Raw genomic sequence first — 16,485 nt, forward strand, 5'->3', positions numbered from 1 at the left:
TGCGGGGAGAGGGCCGCGACGACCCCGTCGTCGTCGTGGGCCAAGGCGGCAGCCGAAGGTGAGGGGCTGCCAACGGATAAGACTCCTCCGGCATCGTCCCCTCACCGTCGCTTCGGCTTCGCCTCCGCTTCCCGGCTGCACGACGAGGTGCAGCCCTCTCCCCGCAAGCGGGGAGAGGGGGACCCGCGCCCTGTCCGGGTGCGTCGGAAGATGTGTGAATACGATAGCCCGCAAAGGTGGGGAGGGAAGCGTGCAACCCGGCCGCCCCTGCGCGACGTGCGCATCCGGGCGCTGGTACGCGCCCTGCGAGACGCCGCTGCCTCACGCCGAAAAACCCCCGCGGCCGTAGCCGCGGGAGCCTGTTCGATCGAGGCCGAACGCCGGGATGCGCCCGCCCCGGAGGGCGGGCGCGCCGGCGCCCCGCTCAGCGGAGGAGCTGGAGGATGCCCTGGTTCGCCTGGTTGGCGAGCGACAGCGCCGAGATGCCGAGCGACTGGCGGGTCGACAGGGCCTGGGAGTTGGCGGCTTCCTCGTTGAGGTCCGCGTTCGTCAGGTTGGCCGAGCCGGTGTCGAGGATGTTGATCAGGTTCTTCGAGAAGTCCTGACGGTTCTGCACCACCGAGAGGTTGGAGCCGAAGGTCGAGGACTGGGCGCGAAGCTGGCTGGTGGCCGCCGTGATGGCCGTCAGCGTCTTGTTGATCTCGTCGTCGGTCTGGAAGCCGCCGGTCACAGAGTTAAGGCCGAGGCCGTCGGCGTCAACCTTGGTGCCCTTGATGCTGATGCTCGACGTGCCGGTCTCGTTGAACGTCACCTTCAGCGTGTTCTCGTTCTCGTCGTTGCTTGAACGGTACAACAGGTTGATACCGTTGTAGCTCGAGTCCTTGGCCTGCTGGGTGATCTGGTTCAGCAGCTCGTTGAACTGCTTCGACAGAGACTGGCGGGTCGAGTTGGACGAACCAGTGCTGTCCTTGCCCGTCGAGGTGAGAGCAGTGGCAGTGTTGGTCGCGACGCCGTTGATGGTGGATGTCTGAGAACCAAATCCGACATCGAGGTTGGCGGCGGCGACGGTTCCTTGCGCGGCTGTGATCGTCAGCTTCTGGTTGGAGCCTGCAGCCGTGGTGTTCACGACCAGCTTGTTGTTAGAGTCAACTGTGGCTTGGACTTTGCCGGCCAAGCCAGTGTCGGCACTGATCGCAGCATTGATCGTGTCGGCCACGTCCTGAGCGCTTGTGTACTGCTTATTCGTGGATGCCGAAAGGATCGTGCTGCTGTCGAGCGTGATCTTCTTGGACTGACCATCGCCGAGTTTGATGCTGAAAGAAGCGTCCTGAGCGGTAGTGGCGCCTTGTGCGACCGTGCGGAAGTCGAGACCACCACCGGTGGCGGGCGGGCCGCCGGTCGCCGCAGCAATAACCTTTGAGCCGGTGATGGCAGCCTTGGCCGAACCGTCGGTCGCATCCGATCCGGTCGAAGAAAGACCAATGGCAGCAGTGCCGGTACCAGCACTGGCAGTACCGGCGGCACCGACGGTAGTTCCAAATCCGATGTCAACGTTGGTGTTGAGACCCGTCGGAGTCGCAACCGCTACGGTCGGGGGCAATGACGTCGGACCAATGTCCTGCGACCGGAACTCGATAATCGCACCGTTGGCAACCGCAGTTACCGTAGAGCCGGCAGCCTTGAGCTGCTGGTTGAAGACATCGATGACGTCGGCGATGACAGGAGCTGTTCCGACAGCCGTACCGTTTGATTTCAGAGAGGTTGAGTTGACGGAGAGCGAAGTATTTGTCGTACCATCGCCGACCGTCAAGTAGGAGCCTGCAGTGGCGCTGAAGGTCGGAGCAGCAGTGGTGAATGAGGTACCCGCCACTTTCGCTGCGGTGGTCGAAGTCGCGGTTCCGAAGCCAATATCAAGAGTGGCGTTTGCAGAGCCGCGGACGGAGAGCTGCTGGGTCGCACCCTGGCTGGCGGTTGCAAAGTTGATGCGGCCATCGCTGCCGACCGAAGCCGAGACCTTGCCCTTGAGTGCAGCGGTGTTGGAGATCTGGTTGTTGATCGCCGTGACCACTTGGCTGGCGGAGACCTTGGTCAGGTCGCTGGTATTGTTGCCCAGCGTCGCCGAGTTGATCGTGATCGTGCTATTCGTCTTGCCACCATCGAGCGAGATGTCGATGGAGCCCTCCTTGGCCAGCGAGGAGAAGTCCTGCGTGCCGTCGGCGGTGCCGGCGAGACCCTGGAAGCTCTTGCTGCCGCTGACGTTTGCAGCCGTAGAGGCGAGGCCGCTAGAAACGGCGCTCTTGTCGGCCAACGCCTGGTTTGCGGTGGACTTGGCAGAGTCGACCAGCTTCTGGATCGAGGTGATGCCCTGGTTGGCGGCCTGGATGGTCTGGACGCCGTTCCCGATGCCGTTGAGGAGCGCGCCGAGATCGCCGGAGCGGCCGGACAGTGCCTGCGAGGTGAAGAAGCTCGTCGGGTCGTCGAGGGCCGAGTTGACCTTCTTGCCGGTCGAGAGACGGTTCTGGGTGGTGGCGACGAGGTCCGCGGTGCCCTGCAGCGAGAGCAGGTTCTGGCGGGTCGCGGAGGTGAGGGTGACGCCTGAGGACATGGTGGCTGATCCGTTCTGATCTGGACGCCCCCTTTTCTGGGAGCGGGGCCAGGAGACCATGCCGGCGTTGCCAAGCCCTTAAGCCGCGCGGTCAACGCGGTGTTGCCGGGATCGCGCGGTTTGGCCCGGATCGGTCCGAGGTTCGAGTCTTCAAGGACTTAGCCGGCCGGCAACGGCCGCCCGTTGAGGGATCGTTAACCATGCCGGCCGATGCTCGCATGCTGAGCGGAAGGATCGACCATGCCCCTGAAGATCGAACTCAAGCCGTTCGAGCGGCTGCTGATCGGCGGCGCGGCGATCCGCAACGGCTCGCGCCGGTCGAGCTTCGTCATCGAGACGGTGACGAAGTTCCTGCGCGAGAGCGACATCATCACCGAGAGCGAGGCCGACACCGCGTGCAAGCGGCTCTACCTCACGCTGACGGTGATGTACCTCGCCGACAACCTGCCCGAGGCCGAGGACGCCTTCGTGGTCCAGGCCAACGCGCTGATCACGGCGGCGCCGAGCATGGCGCCCTACATCCGCGACATCCACGGGCACGTCGCGGCCGGCGACTTCTACCGGGCGCTTAAGCGCGGCAAGGACCTGATCCAGTACGAGCGGGCGCTGGCGGATCGCCTGCCCGCGGCCTCCGATCCGGCGCGGGCCGCCCCGGGATGATGGAGCCGGGGGCACCGACGCCCGCTCCGTGCTCTTTCCTCTCCCCTCTGCGAGAGAGGGTGGCCCGCGAGCTAAGTCGGGAGAGGGGAGCGACGCTTCCGGATACGGCGCTCCCCTCTCCCGACCCTCGCGTGAGCCGAGGGCCACCCTCCCCCGCAGAGGGGGGAGGTAGGGCCCATTGGTCGCCCCCCCGCGAAGTGTGAATCCGGTAGCCCGAAGAGGGGAGCGGGAAGGCCGCGCGCATGAGGGGACGCGGTGCCCCGGCGATCGGCCGGAAGATCACGTCAGACGCGCAGGCCGGCCGCGATCTGCTGGTTGATGTTGATCAGCGCCGAGAGCTTGTCGGCCTTCGGCTCGACGAGGGTGTCGATCATCCGCTTGAACACGAACACGGAGAGCTGCCCGATGCCGTCCTTGATGGCGGCGGGCAGCGGGCTCTCGGGGGCCGTGGCGGCACCGGCGAGGATCGTCCAGACCTTCTGGTTGAAGTTCAAGGCTCCGTTGAGGTTCGCCGTCCCGCTCTCCCAGTTGTCCCGGACCATCTGCAACTGCTGCGCCGCCTTGATCAGCACCGCGGCTTCCGCCTCGCGGGGGCTCAATGCGCTGCGCGCGGTTCTGGCATAGGCGTTCGCGGCGAAAGTCATCAGTCGGACGCTCCACCCGCGGGCCGGCGGGCACGGACCGGCGTTGTCGCAGGCGATCGTTAACGGACCGTGAGCGCACCGCGCCTCGACGACCCGGTGTCCCATGCCGGCGCACGGGAAGCCGGGCGGCTCCGAGACGGCCTTCGGGAAGCGGTCAGGCCGCGCGCCTGCCCTTCCTCTCACGCCCCTGCTTCTCACGCCCTTGCCCCGGCGCGCTCTTGCCCGCGCGCGACCGGTCGAGGACGAACTTGGCGTAGTCGTCCATGTCGCCGGCAAACGGCTTGACCGTGTTGTCGGCCGCCAGCCACAGGCGGTCGGCGACCAGCTCCATCAGCGAGCGGTCGTGGGTGATGAGGATGACGGCGCCCTCGTAGTCGTTGAGCGCGTCGAGCAGCGCGCGGCGGCTGTCGATGTCGAGGTGGTTGGTCGGCTCGTCGAGGATCAGCAGGTGGGGCGCGCGCATCGCCACGAGGTTGAGCAGCAGCCGTGCCCGCTCGCCGCCCGACAGCGCCTCCACCGTGGTCTCCTGCTTCTCGAAGGCCAGCCCGAAGCTCGCGAGCTTGGCGCGGCGCGACGATTCGCTGTCGTCCGGCCGCTCGCGGCGGATGATGGCGAGCGGCGTGTCGGCCGGGTCCATCGCCTCGATCTGGTGCTGGTGGAACCAGCCGACCTGCACCCGGCCCTCGCGCGCCATCCGCCCCGAGCGCACGGCGAGCGCGCCGGCTGCCATCTTGGCAAACGTCGACTTGCCGGCGCCGTTGACGCCGAGCAGGCCGATGCGGTCGTCGATGTCCAGCGTCAGGTTGAGGCTGCGCAGGATCGCCGGGTCGTCGCCGTAGCCGACCTCCACGTCGGTCAGGTGCATCAGCGGCGGCGCCAGCGGGCGCTTGGGCGAGGGCAGGTGGAAGGGCGCCACGTGCTCCTCGATCGTCGTGGCGATCGGCTCGAGCTTGGCCAAGCGCTTGACGCGGGACTGGGCCTGGGCCGCCTTCGACGCCTTGGCCTTGAAGCGGTCGATGAAGCTCTGGAGGTGGGCGCGCTCGGCCTCCTGCTTGGCCTTGGCCGACAGTTGCAGCCGGGCCTTCTCGGCCCGCCGCCGCTCGAAGTCGTCGTAGCCGCCGGTGTAGAGTTCGAGCTGCCCGTTGGCCACGTGCAGGATCGCGTCGACGGAGTTGTTCAGCAACTCGCGGTCGTGGCTGATGATCAGCGCCGAGTGCGGATAGCGCTTCAGCCGCGCCTCCAGCCACAGCGCGCCCTCCAGGTCGAGGTAGTTCGTCGGCTCGTCCAGCAGCAGCAGGTCGGGCGCGGCAAACAGCGCGGCGGCGAGCGCCACGCGCATGCGCCAGCCGCCGGAGAATTCCGACATCGGCCGGTCGAGGTCGGCCACCGAGAAGCCGAGGCCCGCCAGGATCTCGCCGGCCCGCGCCGGGGCGCGGTCGGCGTCGATCTCGATGAGCCGGCCGTAGATCTCGCCCATGCGCTCGGGCTCGGCGGTCTCCAGCTCGCGGTAGAGGCCGTCGCGCTCCACGTCGGCGGCCAGGATCGTGTCGATCAGGCTCACGGGCGTGGCCGGGTGCTCCTGGTCGACCGAGCCGATGCGGGCGGTCTTCGGCAGGAACACCGTGCCGGAATCGGGCTGGAACTCGCCGAGGATGATCTTGAACAGGGTCGACTTGCCGACGCCGTTGCGCCCGACGAGCCCGACCTTGGCGCCGGGCGGCACCGCGACGCTGGCGCGCGTGAAGAAGCGGCGGCCCCAGGCGTTGAAGGTGAGGTCTTCGATCTGCAGCATGATGTCGGATCACGGGTCGGGGCGGGGTGCCGCCCGACGTCCTACCGCACCGCAGCAAGATGCGCGAGGGCCGGCTACCGCGTCGCGGCGGCCGCGATCGCCTTGACGAGGGGCGCCGCCGGCACGGTCCGCTCCCAGAACGTGCCGGTCTTCGCCCGCTCGAAGCCGGTGTCGTAGAGGTTGCGCATGTAGGCGGTGTCGAAGCCCTGCGCCGCGCCGGCCTGCGGGCCGCCCTCGGGGATGTAGGTGATGTTGAAGCCGATGCCGTTCTCGCGGGCGAAGGCGTAGGTCGCGGCCAGCGTCTGCCGGCTGCGGGCCCGGCTCGCCGTGGTGAAGGAGCGCGCGACGATCGACAGGGTGTTGTTCTGCGTCACGCCGAATTCGGGCTCCAGGCGCCCGTTGATGATCACGTAGATCCGCCCGTTCCGGCCGGTCTGGACGCGCTTGTCGCGCAGCAGCAGGGCCTGCGGCAGGGTGAAGACCGGCGTCACCACCGAGCCGTCGACGTGCAGTTCCTGGAAGGCGCGGCCCTCGGCCTGCACGTCGATGAGCTGGGGCGGGAACACCGCCGGGATGCTGGCGGACGCCGTCAGCACGTCGCGGAACAGGTCGACGGCGTTGGGCGCGCCGCTCGCGGCGATCGCGCCCATGTTCCAGATCGTGGCGCGCTGGCTGTCGAGGTTGGTCGTCACCACCAGCAGCCGGCGGCCCTTGGCGTGCTCGGCGGCGATGGCGGCGAGCAGGTCGGCGTTGACGTAGCGCCCGACGAGGTCGCGCAGGCGCCCGTCGCCGAACAGGCCGGAGCCGAACAGCACGTTCACGAGGCTCGGGCTCTGGACCAGCGTCTCGGCGATGCCGCTGGTGTAGATGTCGGTGAGGTAGGAATCGTAGGCGGAGCCGAGGAAGGCGAAGGGCGCGATCAGCGAGCCGGTGCTGACGCCGGACACCAGGGAGAATTCGGGCCGGGTGCCCGAGGCCGACCAGCCGTTGAGCACGCCGGCCCCGTAGGCGCCGTCGCCGCCGCCGCCCGACAGCGCGAGGTAGGCGAAGCTCTGGCGCTTGCCCTGGGGCGTCGCGGCCATCTCCGTGAAGGTCTCGACCGAGGCGTCCGAGAACACGCGCGCCCCGGGGATGCCCGGCACGCCGGCGACCGCGGCCTCGGCGGCGGTGTACGAGGCCCTCGGCACCGAGGCGCAGGCGGCGGCCTGGAGCGCCAGACCGAGCGCGAGCAACCCGCCGAGCCAACCGTTTCGACGCGACATCGCCACCATCCCGAGCCCGGCCATCACGGCAGTCGAACGAGCTTGGCCGTAATACCGTTCCGCAGGATCGACGGCAATGCGGGCGGTTCCGGGGCGGTGATGCGCCGGGGCCACGGGTCGGCTGCGCGGCGGGACCGGCACGGCACGGCGGCACTTGGTGGTGGACAGCGGCCGGGCCGGTTCCGCCGGCCTTGCATCGGTCGAGAACGGTCCTGTAGGTTCCGTGGATCGCCGCGAGCCGCACGGGGCTCCGCGGCCACGACCAGCGGCGCGCGTGACGGCCTTCGCGCCGGCCTCTTTCCGGATTCGGGAAATTCGGCCGGACGGCAGGAACGTGTCGCGTGCGACGCGCGCTTCGACTGCCGGAACCGGGCAGCCCGCGGGTCGCGACGGTTCGGGAGGGGCTGAGACATGGACACGGGCTTGAGCTGGACGGACGAGCGCGTGACGCTCCTGCGTCGTCTGTGGGAGGACGGCCAGAGCGCGAGCAAGATCGCGGCGCAGCTCGGCGGCGTCACCCGCAACGCGGTGATCGGCAAGGTCCACCGCCTCGGCATGTCCGGCCGCGTCGTCAAGCCGGCCGAGGAGGCGGCCGCCCGGCGCAAGCCCGACCAGGAGATCGCGATCGAGACGGCGATCGCCGTCGTGGAGGCCGAGGCGCCCGAGCCCGTGGCGATCCTCGCGCACCGGCCCGCGCCGGACTTTCCCGCACCTGTCGCCGCCGTCGAGCCGTGCGCGCTCGCGGTCTCGCGGCGGGTGACGATCATGGACCTGCGCGAATCCATGTGCCGCTGGCCGATCGGCGATCCGACGACGCCGGAATTCGGCTTCTGCGGCGCCCGCTCGATCACCGGCCTGCCCTATTGCACGCACCACGCGCAGATCGCCTACCAGCCGGCGGCCGAGCGCAAGCGCGACCGGCGCGTCGCCGGCTTCCGTTAGAGCCGCGCCCGACCAGGTTGGATCGGGCATGGCTCCAAGCCGGCGCAGCCCGGTCAGGTCAGCCCGGCCCGGTCAAGTCAGCGCGGCTCGGTCCCGCGCCATGCGGCCCGGCGGTCGGCTTCGGCAAGGGTGTCGTGGGAGGTCGCCGGGCCCGTGCGTCGGCCGAGTTCCGCCACGGCCTCGTGGGCGATGCGCTGGCGCGCCTGCGCGGGCATCGCGTTCCAGGCAGCCTGGAGACCGCCGATGGCTGCCGGAAGGGCCGCGTCCTTGCCCGGTGCGGCCGGCTGACCCTGGATCGAGGCCGCTAGCGCAGTCTCCGTCGCCGTGGCGACGGAGGACGCTCCGGGCACGCCGGGTCGGTCCCGCATCGCCGCGAGGTAGGAGAGCGTGCCGATCACCAGTGCGGCGCGCAGCAGGAACGACATGGCGGGTATCCGATCGGCGCGGCCGGGTTGAGCGAGCGCGCAGCCTCGCGCCGACTTCCTCAACCGGTCGTCAACCCGACGGCCGAATCCGCTTCGATGGTGAACGGCTCCCGTCGGGGCATACGCGGTCGCGCGGCGTTACCTTGCGGCGGTTACCTTGCGGAAAGCATCCCGGCCATCGGCGCGCCGCCTGCAACACTCGTTTAAGCCGGCTCTGCGACGGTCGCCCCCTAGTCGTTCCCAGTCGAACCGGGGGGCGCGAAGGGCTTGGTCAGGTCGAAGGGCTTGGTCAGGTCCTTGTGCGCTACGCGTATCCATCGTGCGTATTCAACATCTGCTCCCTGCGCTGCTCGATGCCCGCCTCGCGGGCTTCGTGCACGAGTCCGCGCTCGACGATGCGGGCGTGCGCTTCCGCCACGAGCGGTTCCTCGTCTCGCGGCTCGCCACCGGCGGCGTGATGATGGCGGGCCTCCCGCCCTACCTGCTCTGGCGCGGCGTGCCCTCGGGCATCGAGGTGATCGCCATCGCGAGCCTGTTCCTGCCGGTGCTCGCCGCGGTGCTGCTGTCGCGCACCGGCTCGCTGTGGATCGCCCACGCGGTCTCGTCGGCGGGGCTCACCGGCCTGATCGTCTGCCTTGCCGGATCGACCGGCGGCGTCCAGTCGGCGGCGACCGTCTGGCTCGTGGCGGTCCCGCTGGAGGCGGTCGTCTCCGGCTCCAAGCGGGCGACCTTCGCCGCCGCCCTGCTGGCGATGGGCGGCGCCGTCGCGGTGGCGCTGAACGGATCGTGGATTGTCTCCGCCCCGACCGTGGCGGTACCGGCCGGCGTCGCGATGCCGGTCTTCGCGATCACCGCCATCGGGCACGTCGCGGCGCAGGTGCTGGAGCAGATGCGCAACGAGGGCCGGTGGCGCAAGCGCATGCGCGACAACGAGGCCCGGGACCGGATGCTGCTCTCGGCGATCGACGACCTCGTCACGTGGCACGACGCCAACGGCCGGGTGATCGAGGCGTCGGCGTCGGCTGAGAAGCTCATCGGCACCGATGCGATGCGCCTGCGCGGCCACGGCCTCCTCGAACGGGTACACGTCGCGGACCGGCCCGCCTTCCTGCAGGCGATCAGCGACGTCGCCGCCAGCGGCAGGCCGGCCACGATCCCGCTGCGCCTCAACGTCGATCCGGCGGCACGGCGCCCGGACGGGGCACGCCTGATCCACGTCGAGATGCGCGCCCACCGCATCGTGCGCGGCCAGTCCGACCCGGCCGGCGTCGTCGCGGTGACCCGCGACGTGACCGAGCACCGCCGCCGCGCGGAGGAACTCGAGCGCGCACGCGCCGAGGCCGAGCGCGCCGACGAGGTGAAGAGCCGCTTCCTCGCCAACGTCACCCACGAGCTGCGCACCCCGCTGAACGCCATCATCGGCTTCTCCGAAGTGCTGGCCGGCGAAGGCGCGATGGCGATCGGGCCGGAGCGGGCGCGGGAATATGCCGGCATCATCGGCGGCTCCGGCCGGCACCTGCTCGGCGTGGTCAACACGCTGCTCGACATGAGCCGCATCCAGAGCGGCAACTTCGACTACGCCCCGGAGCGGATCGACGCCGCCGCGATGGTGCGGACCTGCTGCGACCTGATGAAGCTCAAGGCCGATGCCGCCGGCCTCGCCCTGACGCCGGTCTCCGAGCCGCACCCCGTCGAGATCACCGCCGATCCGCGCGCCTGCCGGCAGGTGCTGATCAACCTGATCTCGAACGCGGTGAAGTTCACGCCGGCCGGCGGCCGCGTCACGGTCTCGCTGCGCCGGACCGCGACGGGCCTCGACCTGATCGTGTCGGATTCCGGCATCGGCATCCGCGAGGCCGACCTGCCGCGCCTCGGCACGCCGTTCTTCCAGGCCGGGAGCGGCGGCTACAAGCGCACCCACGAGGGCACCGGCCTCGGGCTCTCGGTGGTCCGGGGCCTCGTCGGCCTGCACGGCGGCGCGATCGACGTCGAGAGCGCGCCGGATGCGGGCACGACGATCACGGTGAGCCTGCCGACGGCGTGCCGTCCGGCGGACAGCCCGCCGACTGCCGCACCGGTGACGGCGCGGGTGCGCCGCGCCGGGCCGGGGCCGATCGCCGGCCCGGTGGTCCGCCTGCCGCTCGGCCTGTTCGACGCCGGGCCGACGGTGGCGCGGGCGGTCGAGGACGGGCCGGATCTCCGCCGCGCCGGCTGAGCGGGCAAGCCTCGCAGGAGCCATGTCCGATGCGCAGGCGCGCGCCGGACATGGCTCCGAGACTATTATCGACGGCGCGCGCGTCCTTCGCGCGAACCGCACGCACGTCGCTCGAAACCGCTCCAGGAGACACGATGTCCGAGCTGCGCGAACACCGCGAGATCAGCGTCGCCGGCGAGGCCCGCTCCGCGGGTCCCGCCCGCCGTGCGTCGCCGCGCCCCGCGGCCGGGACGCCCGAATGGCGCGTGATGCTCGGCGCGGTCGTCGGCGGGACGTTCCGGATGTGCCGGAACAATCCCGGGGCGCTGCTCGGCGGCGTGGTCGGCCTCTGTGCGGTCGCGGCCGTGTCGCTCAACGCCCTCGGGTTCCAGGCCGGGCGCCACCCGGCCCCGATCCTGCCGAAGGTCGCGATCCGCCAGGATGCGGCCCCGGTCAAGGCCGTGCCGGACAGGACCATCGAGCCGGCGCGGGCGGCGGAGGCCCCGCGGGCGCCGGCCAAGGCCGTCGAGGCGGCCAGGCCCGCTGCCCGCGACCCGATCGCCGACCTGATCCGCTCGGACGAGACAACGGCCTCGGTGACGCCGAAGGCGCCGGGTACGGCCCTCAAACCGCTGCCGGCGGTGATGCGGGCGCAGAAGGCGCTGTCGAAGCTCGGCTACGGCCCGCTCAAGCCGGACGGCCTGATGGGGGCCGGCACCCGCGCGGCGATCGAGAGGTTCGAGCGCGACCGCAAGCTGCCGGTGAAGGGCGAGGCCGCCGGCCGGACGCTGCGCGAGCTCGCCGCCCGCGCCGGCTTGCCCCCGGCCTGATTGCGTCGGCGGCCGCGCCGGCGCATGCCGGGCCGCTCACCGGGATCGGGAGGTTCCATGCCGCGCCTGCGCTCCGACTTCTGGGTCTCGGCCCACCTGCGGCGCTTGGCTGTGGAAGGTGTCTCCGCGGTGCAGCGCCGCCGCGGCGCGGCGGAGGCCGGCGCGATCTTCGTGAAGGTCGATCGCCTCGACGGGCGCGCCGACCTCTACGGCCCGGCCCCGCAGGCCCTGTTCGAGGACGAGGACACCGGCGGCCGCCGCTTCACCGCGGTCGTGTCGGCGGGTACCCCACTCGACGCCGAGGAACGCCTGACCAGGGAGATCCGCTTCGATTCCGACCTCTGGATCGTCGAGATCGACGACCGCGACGGGCGACACTTCCTGGAGCTGGCCGAGTAGTCCTACGCCACCGCGCCCGAAAGCCGCCGTTCCGCACGGCCCCGCCCGATCAGCGGCAGTAGGCCGGCGAGGTCCGGCCCGTGTTCCAGGCCGGTGAGCGCGAGGCGCAGCGGCATGAACAGGGCCTTGCCCTTCGCCCCGGTGCGCTCGCGGACGGCAAGCGTCCACGCCTTCCAGGTCTCGGGTCCGTAGGGCTCCGGCGGCAGCGTCTCCAGGGCGGCGGCGGTGACGGCGGCGTCCGCGATCACCGGCGTCACCGGCCCCTCGACGATCCGCCACCAGTCGGCGGCTTCGCCGACGGTCCGGAGGTTGGCGCGCACGGCGAGCCAGAACCGCTCGGCGACGGCATCCGACACGCCGATCGCGGCCAAGCGCGTCTTCGCGTCCGCGAACGGCATCGTATGGATCAGCCGGGCGTTGAGGCCGTCGAGCTCCTGCGGATCGAACTTCGCCGGCGCCCGCGAGATGTGGCCGAGGTCGACGAGGCCCGCGAGTTCGTCCATCGACTCGACCGCGCGCACGGCTTCTGCGGAGCCCGTCAGCACGGCGAGCGAGCGCACGGCCGCGGGCTCGTAGCCGGCCTCGCGCAGGGACCGCAGGGACAGGTGGCCGAGGCGCTTCGACAGTCCCTCCCCGTCCGCGGTGGTGAGCAGGTTGTGATGGCCGAAGACTGGGAGTACCGCCCGGAGCGCCTCGAAGATCTGCACCTGCACGCCGGTGTTGGTGACGTGGTCCTCGCCGCGGATCACGTGGGTGACGCCGAGATCGGCGTCGTCCACCACGGAGGGCAGGGTGTAGAGGTAGCTGCCGTCGGCCCGCACCAGCACCGGGTCGGACAGCGAGGCGCAATCGACGTGGGCGTCGCCGCGGACGAGGTCGTCCCAGGCGACCACCTGCGGCTCCAGCCTGAACCGCCAGTGCGGTATCCGCCCCGCCGCCTCCATCGCGGCCCGCTCGTTTTCCGTGAGCGCGAGCGCCGCGCGGTCGTAGAGCGGCGGCAGGCCGCGGCCGAGCTGGCGCTTGCGCCGCCGTTCCAGTTCCTCCGGCGTCTCGTAGCAGGGATAGAGCCGCCCGAGCGCCCTCAGCCTGTCGGCGGCGGCCCCATGCGCCGCCGACCGCTCGGACTGGCGCGCGCGCAGGTCCGGCACGATGCCGAGCCAGGCCAGATCCGTCTCGATCGCCTGCGCGAACGCCTCGGTCGAACGCTCGCGGTCGGTGTCGTCGAGGCGGAGCAGGAAGCGGCCGCCGTGGGCGCGGGCGAACAGGGCGTTCAGCAGCGCCGGGCGGGCGTTGCCGATGTGGAGGTAGCCGGTGGGAGACGGCGCGAAGCGGACGAGAGGGGCCATGCCGGCCCTCTAAGCATCAATCGACGGTTTGGGCCACCGCCCGGCGCCTTGACGCGGCCGCGCGACCGGCCCTAGAAGGCCCTCGTTCCGGGATCGACGGCCGTCCGGCGCCGGCCCTTCGGACCGCGGCCGGCAATCGGTACGGACGGTTAGCACAGCGGTAGTGCGTTCCCTTCACACGGGAAAGGTCGCAGGTTCGATCCCTGCACCGTCCACCATTCGGTTCCAACCTTCGGCAGAGCGGCTTCGCTTCCACGGGACGACCTCCCGTTCCCGAGCCCCGATCAGTTGCTGCTGGCCGTCCGGAACGTGTCGCAGGACTTGGTCTGGCCGCTCCTGTAGCCGTTCATGAACCAACGCTGGCGCTGCTCGGACGAGCCGTGGGTGAAGGAATCGGGGACGGCGTAGCCCTGGCTCTGCTTCTGCAGCTTGTCGTCGCCGATCGCGCTTGCCGCCTGCATCGCCTCCTCGATGTCGCCCTGCTCCAGGGCGTTGTACCTGTCGTTCGAGTTCTTGGCCCAGACGCCGGCGAGGCAGTCGGCCATCAGCTCGATCCGCACCGACAGCGCGTTGGCGTCGCGCTTGCTCGACGCCTGCTGCTGGCGGGCCTGGACCTTGCCGAGGATGCCGAGCACGTCCTGGACGTGGTGCCCGACCTCGTGGGCGATGACGTAGGCGTAGGCGAAGTCGCCTTTCACGCCGAACTTCGAGGACATCTCCTTGAAGAAGCCGGTGTCGAGGTAGACCTTCTTGTCGAGCGGGCAGTAGAACGGCCCCATCGCGGCCTGGGCGGAGCCGCAGCCGCTGCGGGTGCCGCCGGTATAGAGCACCATCGCCGTCGGCGTGTAGGGCTTGCCGGTCTGGTTCGGCAGGAGCTGGCCCCAGACGTCCTCGGTGTTGCCGAGGATCTTCGCGGCAAAGCGCCCGCTGTCGTCGGTGGGGGCCGTGCGCCGCCGCGACTCCGTCTGCGGGTCGGCCTGCTCCTGTCGCTGGCCGCCGCCGCGGGTCAACTGCTCGGCGCCGCCGAGCAGGATCGCCGGGTTGATGCCGGTGACCCAACTGACGATCATGATGACGACGATCGCGCCGATGCCGAGCCCGCCGGCGCCGCCGCCGGGAAAGCCCATGCCGCCGCCGCCACCCTCGCCGCGGCGATCCTCGACGTTGTCGGAACTCCGGAAGTCGTCCCAGCGCATGGTGAAAGCCGCCGCTCGTGTCGTGCCGCCCGTCGGCGGGTCGGGAGGTAATGGCCCGGCCCGAGGGACGGTTCCGCTCGAACGGTCAGGCTTTCCCGTCGAGCGCGGCGCGGAGCAGCCGGAAATCGCGCCAGGACAGCCGCTTCTGCACCGGCTGGCGCAGGAGATAGGCCGGATGCAGCGTCGCGAGCGCCCGCACCTCGCGATGCGGCAGCTTGTACGGGTAGAACCGTCCGCGGGCCTTCAGGATGCCGTCCTTCGTGCCGGTGATCGCCTTGGTCGCCGGGCTCCCGAGGCAGACGATGATGTCCGGGTCCACGAGCTCGATCTGCCGCTCCAGGAACGGACGGCAGATCGCGAGTTCCTGGATCGTCGGCTCGCGGTTGCCGGGAGGGCGCCAGGGCACGACGTTGGCGACGTAGGCCGAGGACCGGTCGAGGCCGATCGCCGCCATCATCCGGTCGAGGAGCTGGCCGGAGCGCCCCATGAACGGCTTGCCGATCCGGTCCTCGTCGGCGCCGGGCGCCTCGCCGATGAACATCAGCCTGGATTCGGGATTGCCGTCGGCGAAGGCGAGGTTCTTGGCCGTGAACTTCAGCGGGCAAGCGTCGAAGCCCGCAAGCAAGGCCTCGAGCTCGGCGAGGCTGTTCGCGTCGCGGGCGCGGGCACGGGCGTCGATCGCCGCCTCCTCCGGTTTGGCCGAGGCCGACTGGCCGTAGGTCCGCGATGCCGCCGGTCGCACGGGTGCGGCGGCATGGCCGCGCGGCGGCAGGTCGCCTCGTTGCAGGCCGTCGCGTGCGGGTGCCTGGGCCTCCGGGCGGGACCGTGTCGGCATGCCGGCCGGCGGGGCCGGCGTCTCCGCCTCGCGGAAGCGGTCGTGCGGCGTCTCGTCGAGGGCGGCGTCCACGCCGGCCTCCACGTGGAAGTCGAGATAGGCGATCAGGTCGCGCTGCGCGTCCGCTTGCGAAGTCATAGATGGGATGTGGGGCCTCGTCCGCTTGTGGACAACACGGCCCGCCGCTCCGAAGGCTGTGCGCCTGACGGCTGCGACGAAGGCCGCCGTCTGCGCTCCCGGATCGGAACGGGTTCGGGACGAAACCGGATACCGCGCCGGCCCGTTGCCGGGACAGGGCGCCGAACGCGCACACCAAGAAACGATCGCAGGAGACTTCCGAAGATGGCGCATCCCGAACGCGAGGGCATGGATTTCGACGTGGTGATCGTCGGCGCGGGGCCGGCGGGGCTCGCCGCCGCCATCCGCCTGAAGCAGCACGCGGCGGAATCCGGTGACGATGTCAGCGTGGTCGTGGTCGAGAAGGGCTCCGAGGTCGGCGCCCACATCCTGTCCGGCGCGGTGATCGATCCCGCGGGCCTCGACACCCTGGTGCCGGGCTGGCGCGACGACCCGGAGCGGCCGCTGACGACCGCCGTCGCGCGCGACGAGTTCATGTATCTGACCCGGAACGGCGGCGTGACCATGCCGAACCTGTTCTTCCCGCGTCTGATGAGCAACCATGGCAACTTCGTCGGCTCGCTCTCGAACGTCGCGAAGTACCTGGGCCGCAAGGCCGAGGAACTCGGCGTCGAGATCTATCCCGGCTTCCCGGCCTCCGAGGTGCTGTACGACGAACACGGCGTCGTGGTCGGCGTCGCCACGGGCGATCTCGGCATCGCCAAGTCCGGCGACCCGCGCGCGGACTACACCCGCGGCATGGAACTGCGGGGCAGGTATGTGGTCTTCGGGGAGGGCGCACGCGGCTCGCTGACCAAGACGCTGATCGACCGGTTCCAGCTCGACCGCCACAGCGACCACCAGAAATACGGCCTCGGCGTCAAGGAACTCTGGCAGCTCGCACCGGACAGGTTCCAGCCCGGCCTCGTGCAGCACACCATGGGGTGGCCGCTGCCGAACAAGGCCGGCGGCGGCTCGTGGCTGTACCACTTCGACGACCACCTGCTCTCGGTCGGCTTCGTCACGCACCTGAACTACGAGAACCCGACCCTGTCGCCGTTCGAGGAGTTCCAGCGGTTCAAGACCCATCCGATGATCCGCGAGGTGTTCGAGGGCGCCAAGCGCATCGGCTACGGCGCGCGCGCGATCATGGAGGGCGGCTGGCAGTCGGTGCCCAGGCTCGTCTTCCCCGGCGGCTGCCTCGTCGGCGATTCCGCCGGCTTCGTGAACGTGCCGCG

Annotated in this window: 14 protein-coding genes and 1 tRNA gene; 7 read left to right on the plus strand and 8 right to left on the minus strand. The window is 70.6% G+C overall.

The features are described from left to right. Nucleotides 1-424: 424 nt before the first annotated feature. The gene (locus ACFE86_RS15235; protein ID WP_375456171.1) at nucleotides 425-2,605 is read right to left on the minus strand and encodes a flagellin; all 2,181 of its coding nucleotides are present in this window, start codon (nucleotides 2,603-2,605) and stop codon (nucleotides 425-427) included. Nucleotides 2,606-2,845: 240 nt separating this feature from the next. On the opposite strand from ACFE86_RS15235, the gene ACFE86_RS15240 reads away from it, so the two are divergent. Further along, nucleotides 2,846-3,265 carry a flagellar biosynthesis repressor FlbT gene (locus ACFE86_RS15240; RefSeq protein ID WP_375456172.1) on the plus strand — a complete coding sequence of 140 codons (420 nt, stop codon included), beginning with the start codon at nucleotides 2,846-2,848 and terminating at the stop codon, nucleotides 3,263-3,265. A gap of 284 nt (nucleotides 3,266-3,549) precedes the next feature. Here ACFE86_RS15240 and flaF read toward each other — a convergent pair whose 3' ends face one another. From flaF to ACFE86_RS15255, 3 genes are all read right to left on the minus strand, one after another. Then, a complete protein-coding gene (gene flaF / locus ACFE86_RS15245) occupies nucleotides 3,550-3,909 on the minus strand; it encodes a flagellar biosynthesis regulator FlaF (protein ID WP_375456173.1) in 360 nt (119 codons plus the stop codon). Between the two features lie 154 nt (nucleotides 3,910-4,063). Then, nucleotides 4,064-5,701: an ABC-F family ATP-binding cassette domain-containing protein gene (locus ACFE86_RS15250; RefSeq protein WP_375456174.1), complete on the minus strand. Its 1,638-nt coding sequence runs from the start codon at nucleotides 5,699-5,701 to the stop codon at nucleotides 4,064-4,066. A gap of 74 nt (nucleotides 5,702-5,775) precedes the next feature. Beyond that, nucleotides 5,776-6,963 (minus strand): patatin-like phospholipase family protein, encoded by a 1,188-nt coding sequence (locus ACFE86_RS15255; protein ID WP_375456175.1) that lies wholly within the window; start codon nucleotides 6,961-6,963, stop codon nucleotides 5,776-5,778. A gap of 411 nt (nucleotides 6,964-7,374) precedes the next feature. Here ACFE86_RS15255 and ACFE86_RS15260 point away from each other — a divergent pair, with 411 nt between their 5' ends. Next, complete coding sequence (locus tag ACFE86_RS15260; RefSeq protein ID WP_375456176.1) at nucleotides 7,375-7,905, plus strand: GcrA family cell cycle regulator; 531 nt, start codon at nucleotides 7,375-7,377, stop codon at nucleotides 7,903-7,905. A 77-nt stretch (nucleotides 7,906-7,982) separates the two neighbouring features. Here ACFE86_RS15260 and ACFE86_RS15265 read toward each other — a convergent pair whose 3' ends face one another. Beyond that, complete coding sequence (locus ACFE86_RS15265) at nucleotides 7,983-8,330, minus strand: hypothetical protein (RefSeq protein ID WP_375456177.1); 348 nt, start codon at nucleotides 8,328-8,330, stop codon at nucleotides 7,983-7,985. A 319-nt stretch (nucleotides 8,331-8,649) separates the two neighbouring features. Between ACFE86_RS15265 and ACFE86_RS15270 the strand changes: the two genes are divergently transcribed. The 3 genes from ACFE86_RS15270 to ACFE86_RS15280 all read left to right on the plus strand — a co-directional run bounded on the left by ACFE86_RS15270 (nucleotide 8,650) and on the right by ACFE86_RS15280 (nucleotide 11,753). Continuing rightward, nucleotides 8,650-10,545 (plus strand): ATP-binding protein, encoded by a 1,896-nt coding sequence (locus tag ACFE86_RS15270; protein WP_375456178.1) that lies wholly within the window; start codon nucleotides 8,650-8,652, stop codon nucleotides 10,543-10,545. A gap of 134 nt (nucleotides 10,546-10,679) precedes the next feature. Beyond that, nucleotides 10,680-11,354, plus strand: coding sequence for a peptidoglycan-binding protein (locus ACFE86_RS15275; protein WP_375456179.1), 675 nt, complete (start codon nucleotides 10,680-10,682; stop codon nucleotides 11,352-11,354). Between the two features lie 57 nt (nucleotides 11,355-11,411). After that, entirely contained in the window at nucleotides 11,412-11,753 is a 342-nt protein-coding gene (locus ACFE86_RS15280) for a DUF1491 family protein (RefSeq protein WP_375456180.1), read from the plus strand. Between the two features lie 2 nt (nucleotides 11,754-11,755). On the opposite strand, the gene ACFE86_RS15285 is transcribed toward ACFE86_RS15280, so the two are convergent. Then, nucleotides 11,756-13,099 carry a glutamate--tRNA ligase gene (locus tag ACFE86_RS15285; RefSeq protein ID WP_375456181.1) on the minus strand — a complete coding sequence of 448 codons (1,344 nt, stop codon included), beginning with the start codon at nucleotides 13,097-13,099 and terminating at the stop codon, nucleotides 11,756-11,758. A 143-nt stretch (nucleotides 13,100-13,242) separates the two neighbouring features. Between ACFE86_RS15285 and ACFE86_RS15290 the strand changes: the two genes are divergently transcribed. Continuing rightward, nucleotides 13,243-13,317: transfer RNA gene (locus ACFE86_RS15290), tRNA-Val, on the plus strand. Between the two features lie 66 nt (nucleotides 13,318-13,383). On the opposite strand, the gene ACFE86_RS15295 is transcribed toward ACFE86_RS15290, so the two are convergent. Both ACFE86_RS15295 and ACFE86_RS15300 read right to left on the minus strand, forming a co-directional pair. Continuing rightward, on the minus strand, nucleotides 13,384-14,295 hold the full coding sequence (locus ACFE86_RS15295) for a neutral zinc metallopeptidase (protein WP_375456182.1): 912 nt from the start codon (nucleotides 14,293-14,295) through the stop codon (nucleotides 13,384-13,386). Nucleotides 14,296-14,380: 85 nt separating this feature from the next. Continuing rightward, complete coding sequence (locus tag ACFE86_RS15300) at nucleotides 14,381-15,268, minus strand: uracil-DNA glycosylase family protein (RefSeq protein WP_375456183.1); 888 nt, start codon at nucleotides 15,266-15,268, stop codon at nucleotides 14,381-14,383. Nucleotides 15,269-15,472: 204 nt separating this feature from the next. Between ACFE86_RS15300 and ACFE86_RS15305 the strand changes: the two genes are divergently transcribed. Further along, a partial coding sequence (locus ACFE86_RS15305) for an NAD(P)/FAD-dependent oxidoreductase (protein WP_375456184.1) occupies nucleotides 15,473-16,485 on the plus strand: 1,013 nt, incomplete at its 3' end.

This window comes from uncultured Methylobacterium sp. (assembly GCF_964244095.1).
Taxonomy (GTDB): domain Bacteria; phylum Pseudomonadota; class Alphaproteobacteria; order Rhizobiales; family Beijerinckiaceae; genus Methylobacterium.

What these genes read in the sequence shown, in the direction of transcription:
- ACFE86_RS15235 (WP_375456171.1), bottom strand. Translation starts at nt 2,605, where the DNA reads ATGTCCTCAGGCGTCACCCTCACCTCCGCGACCCGCCAGAACCTGCTC.
- ACFE86_RS15240 (WP_375456172.1), top strand. Translation starts at nt 2,846, where the DNA reads ATGCCCCTGAAGATCGAACTCAAGCCGTTCGAGCGGCTGCTGATCGGC.
- flaF (WP_375456173.1), bottom strand. Translation starts at nt 3,909, where the DNA reads ATGACTTTCGCCGCGAACGCCTATGCCAGAACCGCGCGCAGCGCATTG.
- ACFE86_RS15250 (WP_375456174.1), bottom strand. Translation starts at nt 5,701, where the DNA reads ATGCTGCAGATCGAAGACCTCACCTTCAACGCCTGGGGCCGCCGCTTC.
- ACFE86_RS15255 (WP_375456175.1), bottom strand. Translation starts at nt 6,963, where the DNA reads ATGTCGCGTCGAAACGGTTGGCTCGGCGGGTTGCTCGCGCTCGGTCTG.
- ACFE86_RS15260 (WP_375456176.1), top strand. Translation starts at nt 7,375, where the DNA reads ATGGACACGGGCTTGAGCTGGACGGACGAGCGCGTGACGCTCCTGCGT.
- ACFE86_RS15265 (WP_375456177.1), bottom strand. Translation starts at nt 8,330, where the DNA reads ATGTCGTTCCTGCTGCGCGCCGCACTGGTGATCGGCACGCTCTCCTAC.
- ACFE86_RS15275 (WP_375456179.1), top strand. Translation starts at nt 10,680, where the DNA reads ATGTCCGAGCTGCGCGAACACCGCGAGATCAGCGTCGCCGGCGAGGCC.
- ACFE86_RS15280 (WP_375456180.1), top strand. Translation starts at nt 11,412, where the DNA reads ATGCCGCGCCTGCGCTCCGACTTCTGGGTCTCGGCCCACCTGCGGCGC.
- ACFE86_RS15285 (WP_375456181.1), bottom strand. Translation starts at nt 13,099, where the DNA reads ATGGCCCCTCTCGTCCGCTTCGCGCCGTCTCCCACCGGCTACCTCCAC.
- ACFE86_RS15295 (WP_375456182.1), bottom strand. Translation starts at nt 14,295, where the DNA reads ATGCGCTGGGACGACTTCCGGAGTTCCGACAACGTCGAGGATCGCCGC.
- ACFE86_RS15300 (WP_375456183.1), bottom strand. Translation starts at nt 15,268, where the DNA reads ATGACTTCGCAAGCGGACGCGCAGCGCGACCTGATCGCCTATCTCGAC.